The sequence below is a fragment of the Clostridium sp. Cult1 genome (assembly GCF_021655095.1).
GTDB lineage: Bacteria > Bacillota > Clostridia > Tissierellales > Tepidimicrobiaceae > Schnuerera.
This window is the reverse complement of record NZ_PPXW01000001.1, coordinates 742,874-760,891: the sequence shown is the minus strand read 5'-3', so window position 1 is coordinate 760,891 and position 18,018 is coordinate 742,874. Positions and strand designations below refer to the sequence as shown.

Below are 18,018 nucleotides of genomic sequence, written 5' to 3'. Positions count from 1 at the left end.
GGGTAAAAACCCTTGAGCATTTATGTTTGGATTGTCAATGGTGGCGGAAATTAATAAAAAACCTAAATTTTTGTCCAAAGTATTGACATAGATCCAATAAAGTTGGGAATCTGGAGAAGATAAAGCCCCTTTCATCTCGTTATATACTACTCCATTATATTCTAAGGGAGCATCCTTATCTTCAATTTTATAATGCCATCCATCAGTCTTAAAGAATTTTTCGTCCTTATAGAAGGAAGGCTTGAAGACTACATTTAAATATACATCCATTAAATTTGAAAATTCAGTATCGTTCATACTGGAGAAGGGATATGTAGTCCTATCGGGATATGTCATTCCATTAAGGAATGTGGTCAAGGACCTCTTCATAATTTCAAAGAAAAGCTGCCTTACAGGATATTTTTCTGAACCCCCATTTAGTATGACGTGCTCTAGAATATGGGGTATTCCCTTATCGTTATCTACAGGTGTTCTAAAGGAAATAGAAAAAGTCTTATTTTCATCTTCATTTTCTATTTGTAATAGCTTAGCACCACTTTTTTCATGATAAAAAATCCTTCCTATGGATTCAATGTCCTTTAAGTTCTTTTCTTCAATTAATTTGAAACCATGATAAGTTTTACCTACTTTTAATTCGGATTCTGCAGTATGCGTTTCAGCATAACCCAAATTGGAAACTAAAAATGTCAGTAATATTACTGTCAGAATAAGTGATGAAATTTTTCTCCCCTTTTTAATAAATGTTCTCATAAAATCCCCCTTTAAATTTTTTAGCATGGAATAAAAGTATTCCCCATAAAATAGTTAACAGAAGTTAACATAGCATCCTATAATGTGTATATAGTGAATAGTGTATATAAACATTATATACTAATTATTCATACTGTCAACCTGTATTGTATTACAGTATTATTTACATAGTACACTATAACGAAGCTTATGTCAATAATATAATTGGAAATTATTATAAAAAATAAATTTCCTATATTATGCATGCCCTATAAATTGTTAATTCATTGACAATACTAATGACCAGTATTATACTATAGGTAATGATAATAAATTAACAAGGGGGCTTTTTAAATGGCTATAGAAGTTTTTAGAAGTACTACTAAATTAACTGAAGGGATGAGAGTAGAATGTAGTGCTAGAGATCATCAAATTTTACTAGATGAACCAAAAGAATTGGGTGGGACTGATACAGGAATGAATCCAGTGGAAGCTGTACTTTGTGCATTAGGAGCCTGTAAATGTATAGTAGCTAGATGCTTTGCTAAGGCCCATGGAGTAGACCTTAAGGATTTTAGGATAGAATTAGAAGGTGATTTAGATCCAGATGGATTTATGGGCAAGAACAAGGATGCAAAGATTGGATTTTCAGAAATCAGATCGAAAATATATATTGAATCCAATTCACCAAAAGAGAAGATAGAAGAATTTGTTCAATTTATTGATAGAACTTGTCCAGTAGCTGACACTTTATCTAATTCACCAAAATTAGTTACAGAGTTAACAATTGAAAGTAAAAAGGTATCCGCATAATTTTTAAGTATAAAATTCTCTTTTCCGTCAACAATCTCCTTTAAGGAGGGAGTAAAATGGAAAAGAGAATTCTTATTTTTATTATGATCTTATTTATATTGTCAATTTATACTGTTGCTTTTTCCTATGATGGAATAGAGAAAAGCCATATTGATATTCCAGAAATTGATCAATCAAAGGGAGAAATATTTGTTTATGGCTCTATACTGAGATTGGATTACGAAAGAAATGAGATCATAATAGAACAGCATATGGATGATAATAGTGTAAAAGTTAATCCTATATTAAAAATTAGAGAAGATGCAGTATTCATTCTTCAAAGAAATAGAAAGAAAATGAATATAGATTTTGAAGATTTGAAAACAGGGGATAGATTTGGAATTGTATTAGATAATAATGGATTAGTTAGAGGAGTGATTATTTCTGTATAGAGAGAATAAACCTTTTCTCTTAGGGTAAATTAAAAATAAAAAGGAAAAGGTGTTTTTATGGAAAATAGAACTTCTGAAGAATTAGTTTATGAATATATAAATGGGACTAACCTAACAGCTATTGAAGAGAAGGAGTTTTTCCACCATTTAAGTATATTAGATTGGAATAAAATATCAGAAGATTATGGAGAAGATTTTAGCTTTAAAATCTTAAAGAAGGTTCAAGATACTGAGACAAATAATTTAGAAAATATGTCTAATATAATATTACTTTATAATAATCCTTATGGGAAATTTACCAAAGAATTTGGAGAGATAATTACTAAATTATATTTAAAAGATAAAATCCAGTTTATGAAGGCCTTAAATTTAGTAAAGGATGAAACTATAAATATAGTCTATGTATTTAGATTGGAAAAGACCTTTCCCAATGACTACACAGAAGATGATTTAAAGGAAATACTAAATTCTAATAAATTAACAGATGAAGAGAAAGAAACAGCTAGAATGTTTTTTACTATGTATAGAAATATATGTGTTAGCTGCTTATAGTAAGAGTAAGACCATTATTGATTTAGAGGGTAATGGTCTTCTTTTTATCCTTCTTTCTCTATTCCTATTTCACTAAATATATAATATAATAGAACCGACTAATAATATAATTAGAGGTGAGATATGAGCAATATCATACTATATATCATGGTTTTATTTTCTATTATAGGCGGTATAGATAGACTATTAGACAATCGTAATGGATTAGGAGAAAGATTCGAAGAAGGTTTTAAAAGTATGGGGTCTTTGGCTATTACCATGGTTGGGATCATTAGTTTATCTCCAGTAATATCTCAATTGGTGATGCCAGCTCTATCTCAATTGTCAAAATTAACAGGGGCAGATCCTTCTGTATTTATTTCTAGTATATTGGCTACTGATATGGGGGGATATTCAACTAGTATAGAGATTGCAAAGAGTCAAAAAATGGCTGAATACACCGGGTTAATATTAGCATCTATGATGGGGGCAACTATTTCCTTTACGATACCTATATCTTTAAATTTGATTTCTAAAAAGGATTTTCCTTTTTTTACAAAAGGGATTTTAGCAGGGATTGTAACAATTCCAATAGGTATGGTAATAAGTGGGTTAATAATGAATATCTCCACTAGAGAAATTTGGATAAACTTAATACCTGTAATTATATTGTCTATATTAATTGTAATTGGGTTATTTAAATTTCAAGAAATAACTATGAAGATATTCAATTTATTAGGTAAAGGTATTATGGTTATTAGTTTTATAGGTTTATTATTCAGTATAATAGATCTTATATTAGGAATAAAAATAATTCCTCATATGGCACCTTTTGAAGAGGGCATAGTAATAGTTGGCAAGATTGGAGTAATCCTTTCCGGAGCGTATCCACTTTTTTATATAATTCATGAAAAGTTTAATAATAAACTGATTAATATATCAAAGAAAATAGGGATTAATCAATTTGCTATATTGGGAATCTTATCTTCTCTTGCAAACTGTGTACCCATGTTAGCAATTTATGATAAAATGGATAATAAGGGAAAGACCATAAACGCAGCCTTTGCAGTTAGTGGGGCTTTCGTTTTTGGAGGACAATTAGGTTTTGTATCAGGTATTTCTCATAAAGCAGTTACACCTTTTATTATAGCAAAACTGGTTGCTGGAACATCTGCAATATTGTTGGCAAACTTATTGATTCATATGGAGCAAAATAAGGATATTAAAATTAAGAAAGGGGAAATGAAATTTGAAAGTAAATGAAAAAATTAAAAGTTTAAGAAATTTGATGAAAGAAAAAGGAATTAAGGCTTACATAATTCCAACTTCTGATCCACACCAATCGGAATACTTGGCAGATCATTATAAGACTAGAGTTTGGATTTCTGGATTTACTGGATCTGCAGGAACTGTTGTAGTTACTGAAAATGAGGCTATATTATGGACTGATGGAAGATATTTCATCCAAGCGGAGAATCAATTAGCTGGCAGTGAAATCCAATTATTTAAAATGGGTATACCAGGTTTTCCAACCTATATGGAATGGTTAAGGGATAATTTAGAGGAAGGGGATACTATTGGATTTAATGGAAAAATATTTCCCCAATCTGATGTGAAAAAATTAGAGAAAGAAGTTGAAAATAAGAAAATTGAACTTATTGATGAATTTGATCTCGTAGGAGAACTATGGACTGATAGGCCTTCAACACCTAGGAGTAAGGCTTTTGTCCATGATGTAAAGTATACAGGAAAGACTGCCAAGGAAAAAGTTGAAGAAGTAAGAAAGGAAATGGAGAAAAAAGGAGCAGACTATTTTATACTAGGAAGTCTAGATGATATTGCTTGGGTTTACAATATAAGAGGTAGAGATGTAACTTGCAATCCTGTAGTAATATCCTACGCTCTTATATCTAGGGATAGAGCTTGGCTATTTGTAGATAAGGATAAGATAGATGCCAAGGTTGAATCCTATTTAAAGGAAAATGGTATAGAAATAGATGGGTATGATAAAGTCATTAGTTATGTAAAGAAGATAAAAGAAGAGAGTAAAGTATTTATAGATCCATCTAGAATAAATAGATGGCTTTATAAAGGAATACCTGAAAAATGTGAAATAATAGAGGGAACCAATATAACTACCAATCTAAAAGGAATTAAGAATAGTACTGAAATCGAAAACCAGAAAAATGCCTATATTAAAGATGGAGTGGCTTTAGTCAAATTCTTATACTGGTTAGATGAAAATCTAGGAAAGATCAAGATTACAGAAGTATCCGCCGCAGAAAAATTGGAAGAGTTTAGAAAGGAACAAGATGGATTTATTGAACCAAGCTTTGATACTATAGCTGCTTATAAGGAAAATGCAGCCATGATGCATTACAAGGCAGAAGAAGGAAAATCCAATTATGAATTGAAAAGGGAAAAGATGTTTCTAGTAGATTCAGGTGGTCAATATTATGATGGGACTACGGATATAACAAGGACTATTGTATTAGGGGATATTACTGAAGAAGAAAAGAAAGATTTTACTCTAACCTTGAAAGGACATATTAATTTAATCAATGCAAGATTCCTATATGGGGCCACAGGATCTAGTTTAGACGTATTATGTCGTTATCCATTATGGCAAGAGGGATTAGATTATAAATGTGGTACAGGACATGGAGTTGGATTTTTATTAAATGTTCATGAAGGTCCTCACAGAATATCTACAGTACCAGATAAGGTTAAGTTAGAAAAAGGAATGATAGTAACCATAGAACCTGGAGTGTATAAAGGAGGTAAACATGGTATAAGAATTGAAAATGTGGCCGTAGTAGAGGAAGACATAGAAACAGAATTTGGTGGCAAATTCATGAAATTTGATAATATCTCTTATTGCCCAATAGATCTTGATGGAATAGATGTGGATATGTTAACAGAAGCAGAGAAAAAATGGTTGAATAACTATCATGAAGAAGTATATGAAAAGCTTTCACCATATCTAAACAATGAAGAAAGAGAATGGTTGAAGAAAGAAACTAGGAGTATATAGAGAAATATAGAACCTAGGAATATCCAATATTAAAATAAGGACATAGAATATAAAAGAAGTGTTTGTTGAGCAACGGTGATGTTGGCTCATTGGCACTTCTTTTATATTCTTTATTCTTATTAATTAACTTATTATTTCACTGCCTATTATGGTATCATAATACTAGAACAAATAAAGGATTAAAAGGTGATTTTATGTTTGATATAGATGATGAATTGAAGAAACTACCAGATCAACCTGGGGTATATATAATGAAGGATGGAAATGGTGAAATAATTTATGTTGGAAAGGCTATTTCCCTAAAGAAGAGAGTTAGACAGTATTTTCAGTCCTCTCGAAATAATCCACCTAAAGTTAATGCAATGGTGAAGCATATCCACGAATTCGAATATATAATTGTAGATAATGAAGTGGAAGCTTTAATATTAGAGGCAAATTTAATTAAGAAACATAAGCCTAAATACAATATATTATTGAGAGATGACAAGCAATACCCTTATATTAAAGTAACAACCAATGAAAGATATCCAAGAGTAATAAAGACCAGAAGGGTACTGAAAGATGGTGCTAAATACTTTGGCCCTTATCCAAGTGCTTATGCTGTAAACGACACTATAGATATAATCAGAAATCTCTATCCAATAAGGACTTGTAACAAGAATTTTGAAAAACAAAATAGAATAACTAGACCCTGTCTTAATTATTATATAGGAAGGTGTTTAGGCCCTTGTCAAGGAAATGTAGATGAAGAAAAATATATGGAAATGATAGATGAAATAATTATGTTTTTAAGTGGCAAGGAAGATAAACTAATAGAAATAATTGAAGAAAAGATGAAAAAAGCTTCTGAAAACTTGGATTTTGAAAGTGCTGCTAAATATAGAGACCAGATAAATTCATTAAATATTATTTTAGAAAAACAGAAGATGGTAAGCTCAAATATAATAGATCAGGATGTAATAGGTATGGCAAAAGGAATAGATGAAGTATGTATCCAAATATTTTTCATTAGAGCTGGTAAAATAATTGGCAGGGAACATTTTATATTGTCAGATACCTTTAATGAAGATAGAAAGGAAATCCTTAGTTCCTTTATAAAGCAATTCTATTTAGGTACTGCCTATATACCTAAAGAAATTTTTATAGAAGATGAAATAGATGATATGGAAGCAGTGTCTAAATGGCTTACTGAAAAAAGGGGTAATAAGGTAACCTTACGAGTACCTAAAAGGGGAGAGAAATCTAAACTCATGGAGATGGTACGGAAAAATGCAATGGATATGTTGAGTCAGCATGGTGATAAGTTTCTAAGGAAACAGAGGGAAGAAGAGAATGCATTAGAACAATTAAAATTTGTATTGGGAATTGATAATATTCCAAATAGAATAGAAGCCTATGATATATCTAATATATCAGGGGTATTATCTGTAGGCTCTATGGTAGTATTTGAGCAAGGAAGACCCAAAAAAAGCGATTACAGACGATTTAAAATTCAGACTGTAACAACACCTGATGATTATAAGAGTATGGAGGAAGTTATAAAAAGAAGGTTCATAAGAGGATTAAAAGAAAAGGAAATTATTAAGGAAAACAAAATAGAACTAAAAGGTTTTTCTGCTTTTCCAGATCTTATAATGATGGATGGAGGTAAAGGACAAGTAAATATAGCATTAAAAGTATTGAAAGAGTTGGGCTTAAATATACCAGTTTGTGGTCTAGTTAAAGATGATACCCATAATACAAGGGGGATTATATTCAACAACCGGGAGATAAAACTAGAGGAAAGCAGTGCAGGGTTTCGACTAATATATAAAATACAAGAAGAAGCCCATAGATTTGCCATATCCTACCATAGAAGTTTAAGAAGTAAAAAGATGTTTAAATCCGAGCTAGATGATATAAAGGGTATTGGGGAGAAAAGAAAGAGAGAACTTCTTAAGCATTTCCATACTATAGACAATATAAAAAGAGCATCTATAGAAGAACTAGCACAAGTAAATAGTATGAACAGAAGGGTAGCTGAAGATTTATTCAACCATTTTAATAGAAACAAGGAGAGATAATATGGATTATATAACTTTAGATAAGATTGTAGAAGATTTAAAATTGGAAGTAGTCTATAAGGCTGATAATATAGAGGAAATAAAGGTTACTGCTAGTGAAGTCAATAGACCAGGATTACCATTAACAGGATATTTTGATAAGTTTGCTTATGAAAGATTACAAATAATTGGTAATGTAGAATGGCATTATTGCAATAGTTTAACTGAGGATATACGATATGAGAGGTTTGAAAGAATATTTTCCTATCCTTTTCCTGCAATTATCATTTCCAGGGATTTACCAGTATTTCCAGAGATGTTAAAGTCGGCTATTCATCATAATAGGAGTATATTTAGAACTGAACTCTCTACAACTAAATTTGTAAATTTATTGATCAACTATTTGGACTATGTTTTAGCCCAAGAAACTACGGTACATGGTGTCTTAGTAGAAGTCTATGGCATGGGCATACTCATAATGGGAGAAAGTGGTGTAGGAAAAAGTGAGACAGCCTTAGAATTAATTAAAAGAGGACATCGTTTAGTAGCAGATGATGTAGTAGAAATTAAAAAGGTAGAGGAAGGATTAAGAGGTGAAGCTCCCGATTTAATTCGACATTTTATGGAGATAAGGGGAATAGGAATATTAGATATTGAAAGATTATATGGAGTAGGAGCTATTAAGAGTAATGAGTTTATAGATTTGGTTATAGAATTTGAATTTTGGGATAAGTCTAAAGAGTATGATAGAGTTGGGCTAGATGGAGATTTTATAGAATTACTAGGGGTTAGAGTACCTAAGTTAGTTATACCTGTAAGACCAGGTAGAAATTTAGCAATGATTGTTGAGGTAGCTGCAAGAAATACTCGTCAGAAAAAGTTAGGATATAATGCAGCGGTAGAATTAAATAATAAAATAAAGGAACGAGCAAGGATAAGAAAAGGTAAAATCGTATAGTAATTGGTTGACTTTATTATCGATGTTTAATATACTTAATTTGTAGATGAAATTAACGACAATAGTTTTTATAGGCATCCTAGAAATCCTATTATTTAGGATCTCTAGGATAGTACCAGTAAAACTTTGTTTAAATTTAAACAAACTCTATTAACATATAAGGGGGTCTATTAATGGCAAAAATTATGAAAACCATGGATGGTAACACTGCTGCAGCCCACGTGGCCTATGCCTTTACTGATGTAGCAGCCATATATCCAATTACACCATCATCCACTATGGCTGAATTGGTTGACGAGTGGTCCGCCCATGGAAGAAAGAACATATTTGACCAAAATGTATTAGTTACAGAAATGCAATCAGAAGCGGGAGCTGCTGGTGCAGTTCATGGTTCTTTATCAGCAGGTGCATTAACTACTACATTTACTGCTTCACAAGGATTATTATTAATGATACCTAATATGTATAAAATGGCGGGAGAATTACTTCCAGCTGTGTTCCATGTATCTGCTAGAGCTCTAGCAGGCCATGCATTGAGTATATTTGGGGATCATCAAGACGTAATGGCTACACGACAAACAGGGTTTGCTCTACTTGCTTCAGGTAGTGTACAGGAGGTAATGGATTTAGCAGGAGTTGCCCATTTATCAGCTATAAAAGGTAGAGTACCATTTGTTCATTTCTTCGATGGATTTAGAACAAGTCATGAAATTCAGAAAATTGAAGTAATGGATTATGAAGAATTAAAGAAATTGGTAGATTATGAAGCTTTAAATGAGTTTAGAAATAGATCTTTAAATCCAGAGCGACCATATACAAAGGGAACTGCTCAAAATCCAGATATTTATTTCCAAGCAATGGAAGCTTCAAATCCATATTATGAAAATATAGTAGAAGTTGTAAACGATTATATGAAGGAAATAAATAAGATAACTGGTAGGGATTATAAACCTTTCAACTATTATGGACATCCAGAAGCTGAAAGAATAATCGTAGCTATGGGTTCAGTAACTGAAACTATAGAAGAAACTATTGATTATTTAATGGACAAAGGTGAAAAGGTAGGAGTTATTAAGGTTCACCTATATAGACCATTCTCTTCAAAATATTTCTTCGATGTATTGCCAAAATCCGTTAAGAAGATTGCTGTTCTTGATAGAACGAAAGAGAAAGGTGCTATTGCAGAGCCACTACATTTAGACATTAAGAGTGTATTTTATGAAACAGACTTACAACCAGTAATTGTTGGTGGAAGATATGGGTTAGGTTCAAAGGATACTACTCCATCACAAATTAAGGCTGTATTTGATAATTTAAAAGAAGATAAACCAAAAGACAGGTTTACTATAGGTATTGTAGATGATGTTACCCATACATCATTAGAAATAAAAGAGGATATAAATACTGAACCAGAAGGAACTATAAGATGTAAATTCTGGGGATTTGGTTCAGATGGTACTGTAGGAGCTAATAAGAGTGCTATTAAGATAATCGGTGATGACACAGATATGTATGCTCAAGGATATTTTGCATACGATAGTAAAAAATCTGGCGGTGTAACTATATCCCACTTAAGATTTGGCCATGAACCAATAAAATCTACTTATCTAATAGATGAAGCAGATTTTATCTCATGTTCAAAACAATCCTATGTATATCAATATGATTTACTAACTGGATTGAAAGATGGTGGAAAATTCCTTCTAAATTGTAACTGGGATAAAGATGAAATAGGGGAATATCTACCAGCTGAAATGAAGAGATATTTAGCAGAACATAATATTGATTTCTATATTATTGATGCAACAAAAATAGCCAATGATATAGGCCTTGGTGGAAGAACTAATATGATAATGCAATCTGCATTCTTTAAACTTGCCGAAGTTCTACCAATAGATGAAGCAATAAAACATTTGAAAGATTCCATAGAAAAGACTTATGGAAGAAAAGGTGAAAAAGTAGTTAAAATGAACTTTGATGCAGTGGATAGAGGAATTGATGCATTAGTTAAAGTAAATATACCTGCATCATGGAAAGATGCAGTAGATGAGCCACAAGAAGATGTAAAAGAAGTACCAGAATTCATAGAAGATGTAGTAATTCCAATGAATAGACAAGAAGGAGATAAACTTCCTGTAAGTACCTTTGTTGGTAGAGAAGATGGAGCATTTCCACATGGAACAGCTGCCTACGAAAAACGTGGTATTGCTGTAAAAGTGCCGGAATGGATAATGGATAATTGTATCCAATGTAACCAATGCTCCTATGTATGTCCTCATGCAGCAATAAGACCTTTCTTATTAGATGAAGAAGAGAAGAAGAATGCACCTGAAAACTTTGAAGCTAAAAAGGCAATTGGTAAAGGTCTAGAGGGATTGGAATTCCGAATCCAAGTGTCAACTTTAGATTGTACAGGATGTGGAAATTGTGCTAATGTATGTCCTGCAAAGGAGAAAGCATTAGTTATGAAACCATTTGAAGAACAATACGAATTGCAAGCAGAGAATTGGGACTATGCAATAGAAAAAGTAGAGCCTAAAGAAGATCTATTACCAGCAACAAACGTTAAAAATAGCCAATTTAAACAACCATTGCTACAATTCTCAGGAGCATGTGCTGGCTGTGGAGAAACACCATATGCTAAGCTTGTAACTCAACTATTTGGTGACAGAATGATACTAGCTAATGCTACAGGCTGTTCATCAATCTGGGGAGCAAGTGCACCATCAACTCCATACTGTGTGAATAAGGAAGGTAAAGGACCTGCTTGGGCAAACTCTTTATTTGAAGATAATGCAGAATATGGATATGGTATGGCAGTAGCAGTTAAGAAGATAAGAGAAAAACTAGAAATGTTAATGGAAGAATTCGTAGAATTAAATATAGATGAAGAATTAAACGAAGCCTTTAACCAATGGTTAGAAGGGAAAGATGATCCAAAGGCATCTAAAGCTGCAACGGGAGTCATTATACCAAAATTAGATAAAGAACTTTCTAATGAAAGAGGAAATGCAATCCTTAAAGAAATTGCTAAACTAAAAGATTATCTAATTAAAAAATCCGTATGGATATTTGGTGGAGACGGTTGGGCTTATGATATTGGATTTGGTGGATTAGACCATGTATTAGCTTCAGGAGAAAATGTAAATGTACTTGTATTCGACACAGAAGTATATTCTAATACAGGTGGTCAATCATCGAAAGCTACACCAACAGCAGCAGTTGCTAAGTTTGCAGCTTCTGGTAAGAAAGTTAGAAAGAAAGATTTAGGAATGATTGCAGCTTCTTATGGTTACGTTTATGTAGCACAAGTAGCTTTAGGAGCCAATATGAATCAATTGATGAAAGCATTACAAGAAGCAGAATCTTATGATGGACCATCCTTAATAATAGCTTATGCACCATGTATTAATCATGGTATAACAACTGGAATGGGAACAAGTATTGCTCAAGAAAAGAAAGCTGTTGAAACTGGATACTGGCATCTATATAGATTTGATCCAAGATTAAAAGAGGAAGGTAAGAATCCATTTGTACTAGACTCAAAAGAACCATCCAAACCATTTATGGATTTCATCAATTCAGAAGTAAGATATACATCCTTACGTCGAACTTTCCCAGAATTAGCTGATGAACTATTTGCAGCAGCAGAACAAGATGCTAAGGAAAAATATGAAAAATATAAGAGAATGGCAGAAGAAGGTACTGTAACAGCTGAATAATCGGTAAATAAAAAGGTAGAAGTGTAAAAACTTCTACCTTTTTCCTATATTTTGATCCAAGATGTATTAATAGATAAGTTTAATATTAATTATGCACCCCAAATGTCCTGAATAAAAAACATTGAATTAAGAATATTTTTAATATACAATCAATATAAAGGAAAAATTTATTATAAAATGGAGGGTGTATATGGGAGTTATACTTAAGACAGAAAATATAGAAAAGGTATATGGTAAAGGAGAATTACAGGTTCATGCATTAAAGCCTACTAATTTAGAAATTGAAGAAGGAATTTTCTATGCTATTATCGGTAAAAGTGGATCTGGAAAATCGACTCTATTACATATTTTAGGGGGGTTAGATAAGCCTACAGGGGGAAAATTATTTCTAGAAGGAGAAAGTGTATTTGATTTAAAAGATGCAGAGTTGGCAGTTTTGCGTCGTAGACGTATAGGATTTGTATTTCAGGCTTTTAATCTTTTACAAGAACATACAGTTATGGAAAACATATTAATGCCTATTCATCTAGATAATAAGGATCCAGATATGGAACATTTTAATGAAGCAATCAAATCTTTAGGTATTGAAGGCAAATTAAACTACTACCCCGATGAGCTTTCTGGTGGAGAAAGGCAGCGTGTTGCCATTGCCCGAGCATTAGTCTCTAAACCAGCAATAGTTCTTGCAGATGAACCTACCGGAAATTTAGATGAGAATACAGGGCAGGAAGTTATTAGACTTATTAAAGAATCTGCTAAAAAATTTAATCAGACTATTGTATTAGTTACACATGACTTAGAAATAGCAGCAGAAGCAGATAGGGTTATAACTATTACAAACGGAAGAATCTCTTCCATTGAAGACTCTAATACTTTACAGCACGGATAATATGATTATGAAAAATATATGTCAATATATAGAGGAGGGTAGTACTGGAATGAGAGACATTGCAAACAGGGGATTGAAAGGAAGAAAAAAGGATACTTTTTTATTAAAATTAGTTATTACATTAGCATTTATATTTATTGTGGCATCAACTATTTTTCAGGCCAGTATAGATAAAACTAAACAAGAACAGCGTCTTGACTTATATGGAGAATGGCATGCTGCATATCTTAATAGCGATGAAGAAACCCTAGAAAGATTAAAAAAGGAGCCTGAAATAGATAAAACTGGGATTAGCTTGATTATTGGCGAATCTAATAATTGTGGAATTGTAGGCACCTTCAATCAAGATTTAATAGACATGGGAAGATTTTCCCTATATAAAGGACGTTATCCAGAAGCTCCTAATGAGATAATGTTAGAATTAAATCAAATGAGTAATATGAATCTTGACTTAGAAGTGGGTCAGAAAATTAATGTTGAAATAACTATTCCTACGGTAAAGGCTGATCCAAGGGAATATATTATGAATCTTAATAAAAAGTTTATTGAAAGTAGACCAGAGGAGCATGCGTATATAGAAAAGCTTCGTGAAGAATTAAGACATCTACAATCTTTATATGAGGAAGAACCATCAGAAGAACTCAATCTAAGAATAGAAAAACTCCAGCGTAGTTTATATTATGAAGCAAATAATTTGTATCCTAAGTATCATGAACATCACGAAACGCCATTTGATCAAGTTGGAGATGTGACAGTTGTAGTAAGCAATGATTATTTTTATTATTATCTATTTGGTGATGAAGTAAATCCCGATGTAATGAGAGAAAAAGGTTTATTATTAAATCAGAAAGTAATTCTTAGAAAAGAATTTATAGTGACAGGAATTCTGCAAACATATACAGATAAATGGGATTTAGGAGGACATAAGGCACCTAATGCTTTCGTAACTGAAGAAGGAGGAAAATCCTTTACTAAGGCCTTTTATGATAATAGGATTGGGGATTTTTCAGGACATAAGATGAATTATAATATATTTCTTTATTCTGAAACTGCTAAAGAAGAGCTATATAACAAACTTTCGTCTCATTATTTAAATACAGAGGTTCCTTTAAAAGAAGATGAAATCCAATCTAGAAGAGATGTTTGGTTTTGGATAAACATGTATGGAGTATCAGATGAAGAGATAGAAGAAATATTAGAGGATATTAGTAGCCGAAAGGTCAGTAAAAAATTAGAGGACTGGAGAGACGATTCACTAGAAGGGGTGGACGACTTAGTCAATAAGATGGAAGTAAATACAGATAATTTCCGTAGAAATGTTTTCTCCTATCCAGAAGTTACTACTTCAACGGAACATCTCCTAACCTTAGCTATAATAGGAGTTATATTTATTGCAACTGCATTAGCTATATTTCAAATATTTTTAACCCAGATGAAGAGAAGAGGGCGAAAAATTGTTTTATTAAAATCTATAGGGGCTACCAATGGTCAGGTAATAAAGATGCTTTTTTATGAAGGATTATATTTGTTAAGAACTGGATTAATCATTGGAGTACCTGGAGGATTTGTTATAGCAGCTCTTATTATATATGGAATGAATGCATTTAAAGGAAGAAATCTTCAATTTTACATAGTGCCAAACCTACTTATTCTTGGAATTATAGTAGGATGTTTAGCATTATTTATTGGTATGACAGTACCTATGATATTTGCGATAAATATACCTTTAGTTGGTACAATGTCAAAGCCTCCTAAACATAAGAAGATAAAGCACAAAGATAGTAGAAGTACTCAGCTTAAGCGTCAAACATTTAGATATATTAACTGGAAGTATTTTAAACTGAATAAAGGGAAAACTTTTGTTTCTCTTGGCATATCCTTTATTACTATTACAATTATGCTTACAACTACTTTGCTTTGCTTTTTCTCCTTTGACAATTACAAGAGTACTGTTTTAGCTAATAATAGGCCAGATTATGCTATGGAGGCCTTCTATGGTGAAGCCACTAGGGGAATAGCACAAGCAAAAGAAGAGATCTTGGAAATTGAAGGGGTCAAACAAGCAAATGTGTATAAAACAGGGATGCAGACTTTCTTTTGGTATGATGGCATTGAAGAAAATAAGTTACTTCAAGCTTATAAACAATTGCTTCCTGAAAATCTTCTTCATGGTCACTTTAGTAATTACAATTCTGAACTGGAAGATCAACCTGAATGGATTAGCAATGCATTCTATACTAAGATTTATGGAGTAGACCCTGATAGCGAATTATTTAGTCATTATAACTCAGTAATAACAGAAGGAACTATCGATAAAGAAAAATTTGATAAAGGAGAAGAAGTTATTCTATTAGTTCCTATGTATTTGCCAAGAAATACAAATCTTGATAAAAAGTCTTTCACAGATAAAGAAGTTTTAGCTGCAACAAACGAAAATAATAGAATGAGTTGGTTGCTTAGACAAGGTGATGCTTATAAGCTTACGTATAATGGTAGATATAAGGATTACTATTATAAACAAAATGATATAAGACCTGGAGATACTATTTACCTGTCTTCAGATGCAGAAAAAGTGGTGGGTACGGGCTACGTAATAAGTCATAATACTCAAGAAGTAACTGTTGGGGGACTAATTTATTACTTTACAAAGGAAGGTATGTGGCCATTTTCAAATAATGTGGCACCTTATGTAGTCATAGGATCGATGAATTGCATGGAATCCATTTATCCAAATTCAAGGTTAGGGCTGTATCCAAATACTTTAGACCAGATGAGAGATATGACTAGTAGCATATATCCTACTAAATATGGACGCACCCTTTGGTATATAGATACTGATTCAAGGGATCAGGATGTTATATTAGATTCGAAGTTATTAGCTTATGCTAACAATAATGGATATACTCTATATAACTATAAGGATAGTAGTTCTCAACTATATTATGAGGCATTTAATAACGCTATTATCATAGGGCTATTGGGATTTACAGCAGCAGTTATTGCATTTATTATTCTATATAATACGATGGTATCAAAGATGGAGCAAGATAAAAACAGAATTGGGATATTACAGTCTCTTGGAGTTACAAAAAAACAATTTTCCAAACATTATATACAAGTAGGTGTGGTTAGCGGATTATTGTCAATATTAGTAATAAACATATTATTAATAGCAGTGATATTTATTACTTCTATAGGTGCAGCGGAAGGTATAACTATGACTTTTAAAGACTATATAAAGGATATATTTAATTATAGGCTTTGGTTATATCCATGGACAGTTCATGTAGTTATATGTGTAATATTCTTTATATTGACAGTTCTAATATACTATTTACCTAGTAGGAAGATTATAAATCTATACCCAGTGGAAAATATTAGAAGTTTAGGAAGATAAAATACTTAGATTAAATGTACCTTTATTCAGAACTCGAGAAGGTGAATATTTTAGGCCTGACCTCATATATATGAATCAGTTAGAATTAGTACTTCTCTACATAATGGGCACCTCCTATGAATATTTATATTGTAGGAGGTGACTTTTTTGCGAAAAATTATTTCTTTTGTTTTACTTGGATTTATGCTAGTTTGGACTTATAATCTATTCATAAATAATTTTATAATATTGGAAGAGGCAGAGGAAGAACCTTATAAGGGCATAATAAAGTTAGGGAATATATCTTGGGATAGTATTGGTAAAGGTAGTCATTCTGGGTGGTTAAAAGAAAGGATTCAAGCTTTTGAAAGAAGAAATCCAGGGGTATATATAGAACTTACTCCAATAGCCAAGGATAGTTTGAATTCTAGCATTAAAGACAACAGTCTTTTAATAGATGATATGCCAGATATAGTTCCTGTAGATTCTAATTTTAGGGATTTTAATATATTAGAACCTTTAGATGAATATTTTAGTAAGGAAGATTTGGAAGAGTTTAAACATCATGTTTTGAAATCAGTTAGATATAAGGATTGCCTTATAGCCATTCCCATTGGAATAAGTACTAATGTAATGTATATTAATTTAGATAAATTCCATGAAAGGGGAGTATCCCCACCTGTAAATGGGAATTGGAGCTATGAAGAGTTTGTGGATACTCTAAAACGACTTACCCATGATTCAGATGAAGATGGTATAATAGACGAATATGGTTTAATAACGAGTATTGGAAATAATAACTATGATATTTGGGGTATCATTTTATCTGATGGGGGAGAGTTAATCAATTATAAGAGGATGGAGTATAATTTTTATGGTGAGAAGGCTATTAAAGGATTAGAAAAGGTTATAGATTTAAAAGAAAAACATAGGGTAGTACCAGATTATTTTGGTATAATAAATGAAAAAGATGCTTGGGAGGTATTTTATAAAGATCAGAAGGTTGCTATTACTATTGCAGGGGTTTGGGCCTCGGGTTTCTTGGAACAATTATATCGGGATGGTGAAGGATTTAATTTCGATATAGTAAACTATCCCATGGGAGATAAAGAGTTGCCAGTGATACTTAGTAATGATATAGTTTCATATGGGATTATTAAGAAAGAAGATCCTAAAAAAACGGACATGTGTATTAAGTTTCTTAAATATTTGACGAATGAATCTAACCAAAGATCTTTGGAAAAACTTGGATTGTTTACAGTTAAACGAGGGATAAAAGACATGTATATAGATAATCTTAAAATGAAAAAAATAGAGGAAAGCATTGATTATACCAATTACATACCTTATGTTGATAATTGGGTAGAAATTGACGCTATTGTTCAGGAGGAGATAAGGAAGGCTATTTTGGGAGAAAAAGCTTCCTACGAGGCTATTGAAGATGCTAAAATGGAAATAGATAAATTAAAGAATCAAAATTAAAATATAGGAGT

General features: G+C 32.0%; 12 protein-coding genes. 11 read left to right on the top strand and 1 reads right to left on the bottom strand.

Annotation, left to right across the window (positions count from 1 at the left end; translation table 11 throughout):
* Window positions 1–750, bottom strand: a 750-nt coding sequence (locus tag C3E89_RS03645; RefSeq protein WP_236911134.1) for an insulinase family protein, incomplete at its 3' end; no start/stop codon positions are given.
* A 333-nt stretch (window positions 751–1,083) separates the two neighbouring features.
* Here C3E89_RS03645 and C3E89_RS03640 point away from each other — a divergent pair.
* The 11 genes from C3E89_RS03640 to C3E89_RS03590 all read left to right on the top strand — a co-directional run bounded on the left by C3E89_RS03640 (window position 1,084) and on the right by C3E89_RS03590 (window position 18,007).
* Entirely contained in the window at window positions 1,084–1,542 is a 459-nt protein-coding gene (locus C3E89_RS03640; protein ID WP_236911133.1) for an OsmC family protein, read from the top strand.
* Between the two features lie 56 nt (window positions 1,543–1,598).
* Complete coding sequence (locus C3E89_RS03635; RefSeq protein ID WP_236911132.1) at window positions 1,599–1,973, top strand: hypothetical protein; 375 nt, start codon at window positions 1,599–1,601, stop codon at window positions 1,971–1,973.
* Between the two features lie 57 nt (window positions 1,974–2,030).
* A complete protein-coding gene (locus C3E89_RS03630; RefSeq protein ID WP_236911131.1) occupies window positions 2,031–2,525 on the top strand; it encodes a hypothetical protein in 495 nt (164 codons plus the stop codon).
* Window positions 2,526–2,648: 123 nt separating this feature from the next.
* Window positions 2,649–3,767, top strand: coding sequence for an ethanolamine utilization protein EutH (gene eutH, locus C3E89_RS03625; protein WP_236911130.1), 1,119 nt, complete (start codon window positions 2,649–2,651; stop codon window positions 3,765–3,767).
* Window positions 3,754–5,538 (top strand): aminopeptidase P family protein, encoded by a 1,785-nt coding sequence (locus tag C3E89_RS03620; protein ID WP_236911129.1) that lies wholly within the window; start codon window positions 3,754–3,756, stop codon window positions 5,536–5,538. Before eutH ends, C3E89_RS03620 begins: the two co-directional genes overlap by 14 nt.
* Window positions 5,539–5,732: 194 nt before the next feature.
* Window positions 5,733–7,601: an excinuclease ABC subunit UvrC gene (gene uvrC / locus C3E89_RS03615; protein ID WP_236911128.1), complete on the top strand. Its 1,869-nt coding sequence runs from the start codon at window positions 5,733–5,735 to the stop codon at window positions 7,599–7,601.
* 1 nt (window position 7,602) lies between these two features.
* Window positions 7,603–8,538, top strand: a complete 936-nt coding sequence (gene hprK / locus C3E89_RS03610; RefSeq protein WP_236911127.1) for an HPr(Ser) kinase/phosphatase — start codon at window positions 7,603–7,605, stop codon at window positions 8,536–8,538.
* 173 nt (window positions 8,539–8,711) lie between these two features.
* A complete protein-coding gene (gene nifJ / locus C3E89_RS03605; RefSeq protein WP_236911126.1) occupies window positions 8,712–12,260 on the top strand; it encodes a pyruvate:ferredoxin (flavodoxin) oxidoreductase in 3,549 nt (1,182 codons plus the stop codon).
* Window positions 12,261–12,450: 190 nt separating this feature from the next.
* Window positions 12,451–13,149: an ABC transporter ATP-binding protein gene (locus C3E89_RS03600; RefSeq protein ID WP_236911125.1), complete on the top strand. Its 699-nt coding sequence runs from the start codon at window positions 12,451–12,453 to the stop codon at window positions 13,147–13,149.
* A 49-nt stretch (window positions 13,150–13,198) separates the two neighbouring features.
* The gene (locus C3E89_RS03595; protein ID WP_236911124.1) at window positions 13,199–16,546 is read left to right on the top strand and encodes an ABC transporter permease; all 3,348 of its coding nucleotides are present in this window, start codon (window positions 13,199–13,201) and stop codon (window positions 16,544–16,546) included.
* A gap of 147 nt (window positions 16,547–16,693) precedes the next feature.
* Window positions 16,694–18,007, top strand: coding sequence for an ABC transporter substrate-binding protein (locus tag C3E89_RS03590; protein WP_236911123.1), 1,314 nt, complete (start codon window positions 16,694–16,696; stop codon window positions 18,005–18,007).
* Window positions 18,008–18,018: the final 11 nt, after the last annotated feature.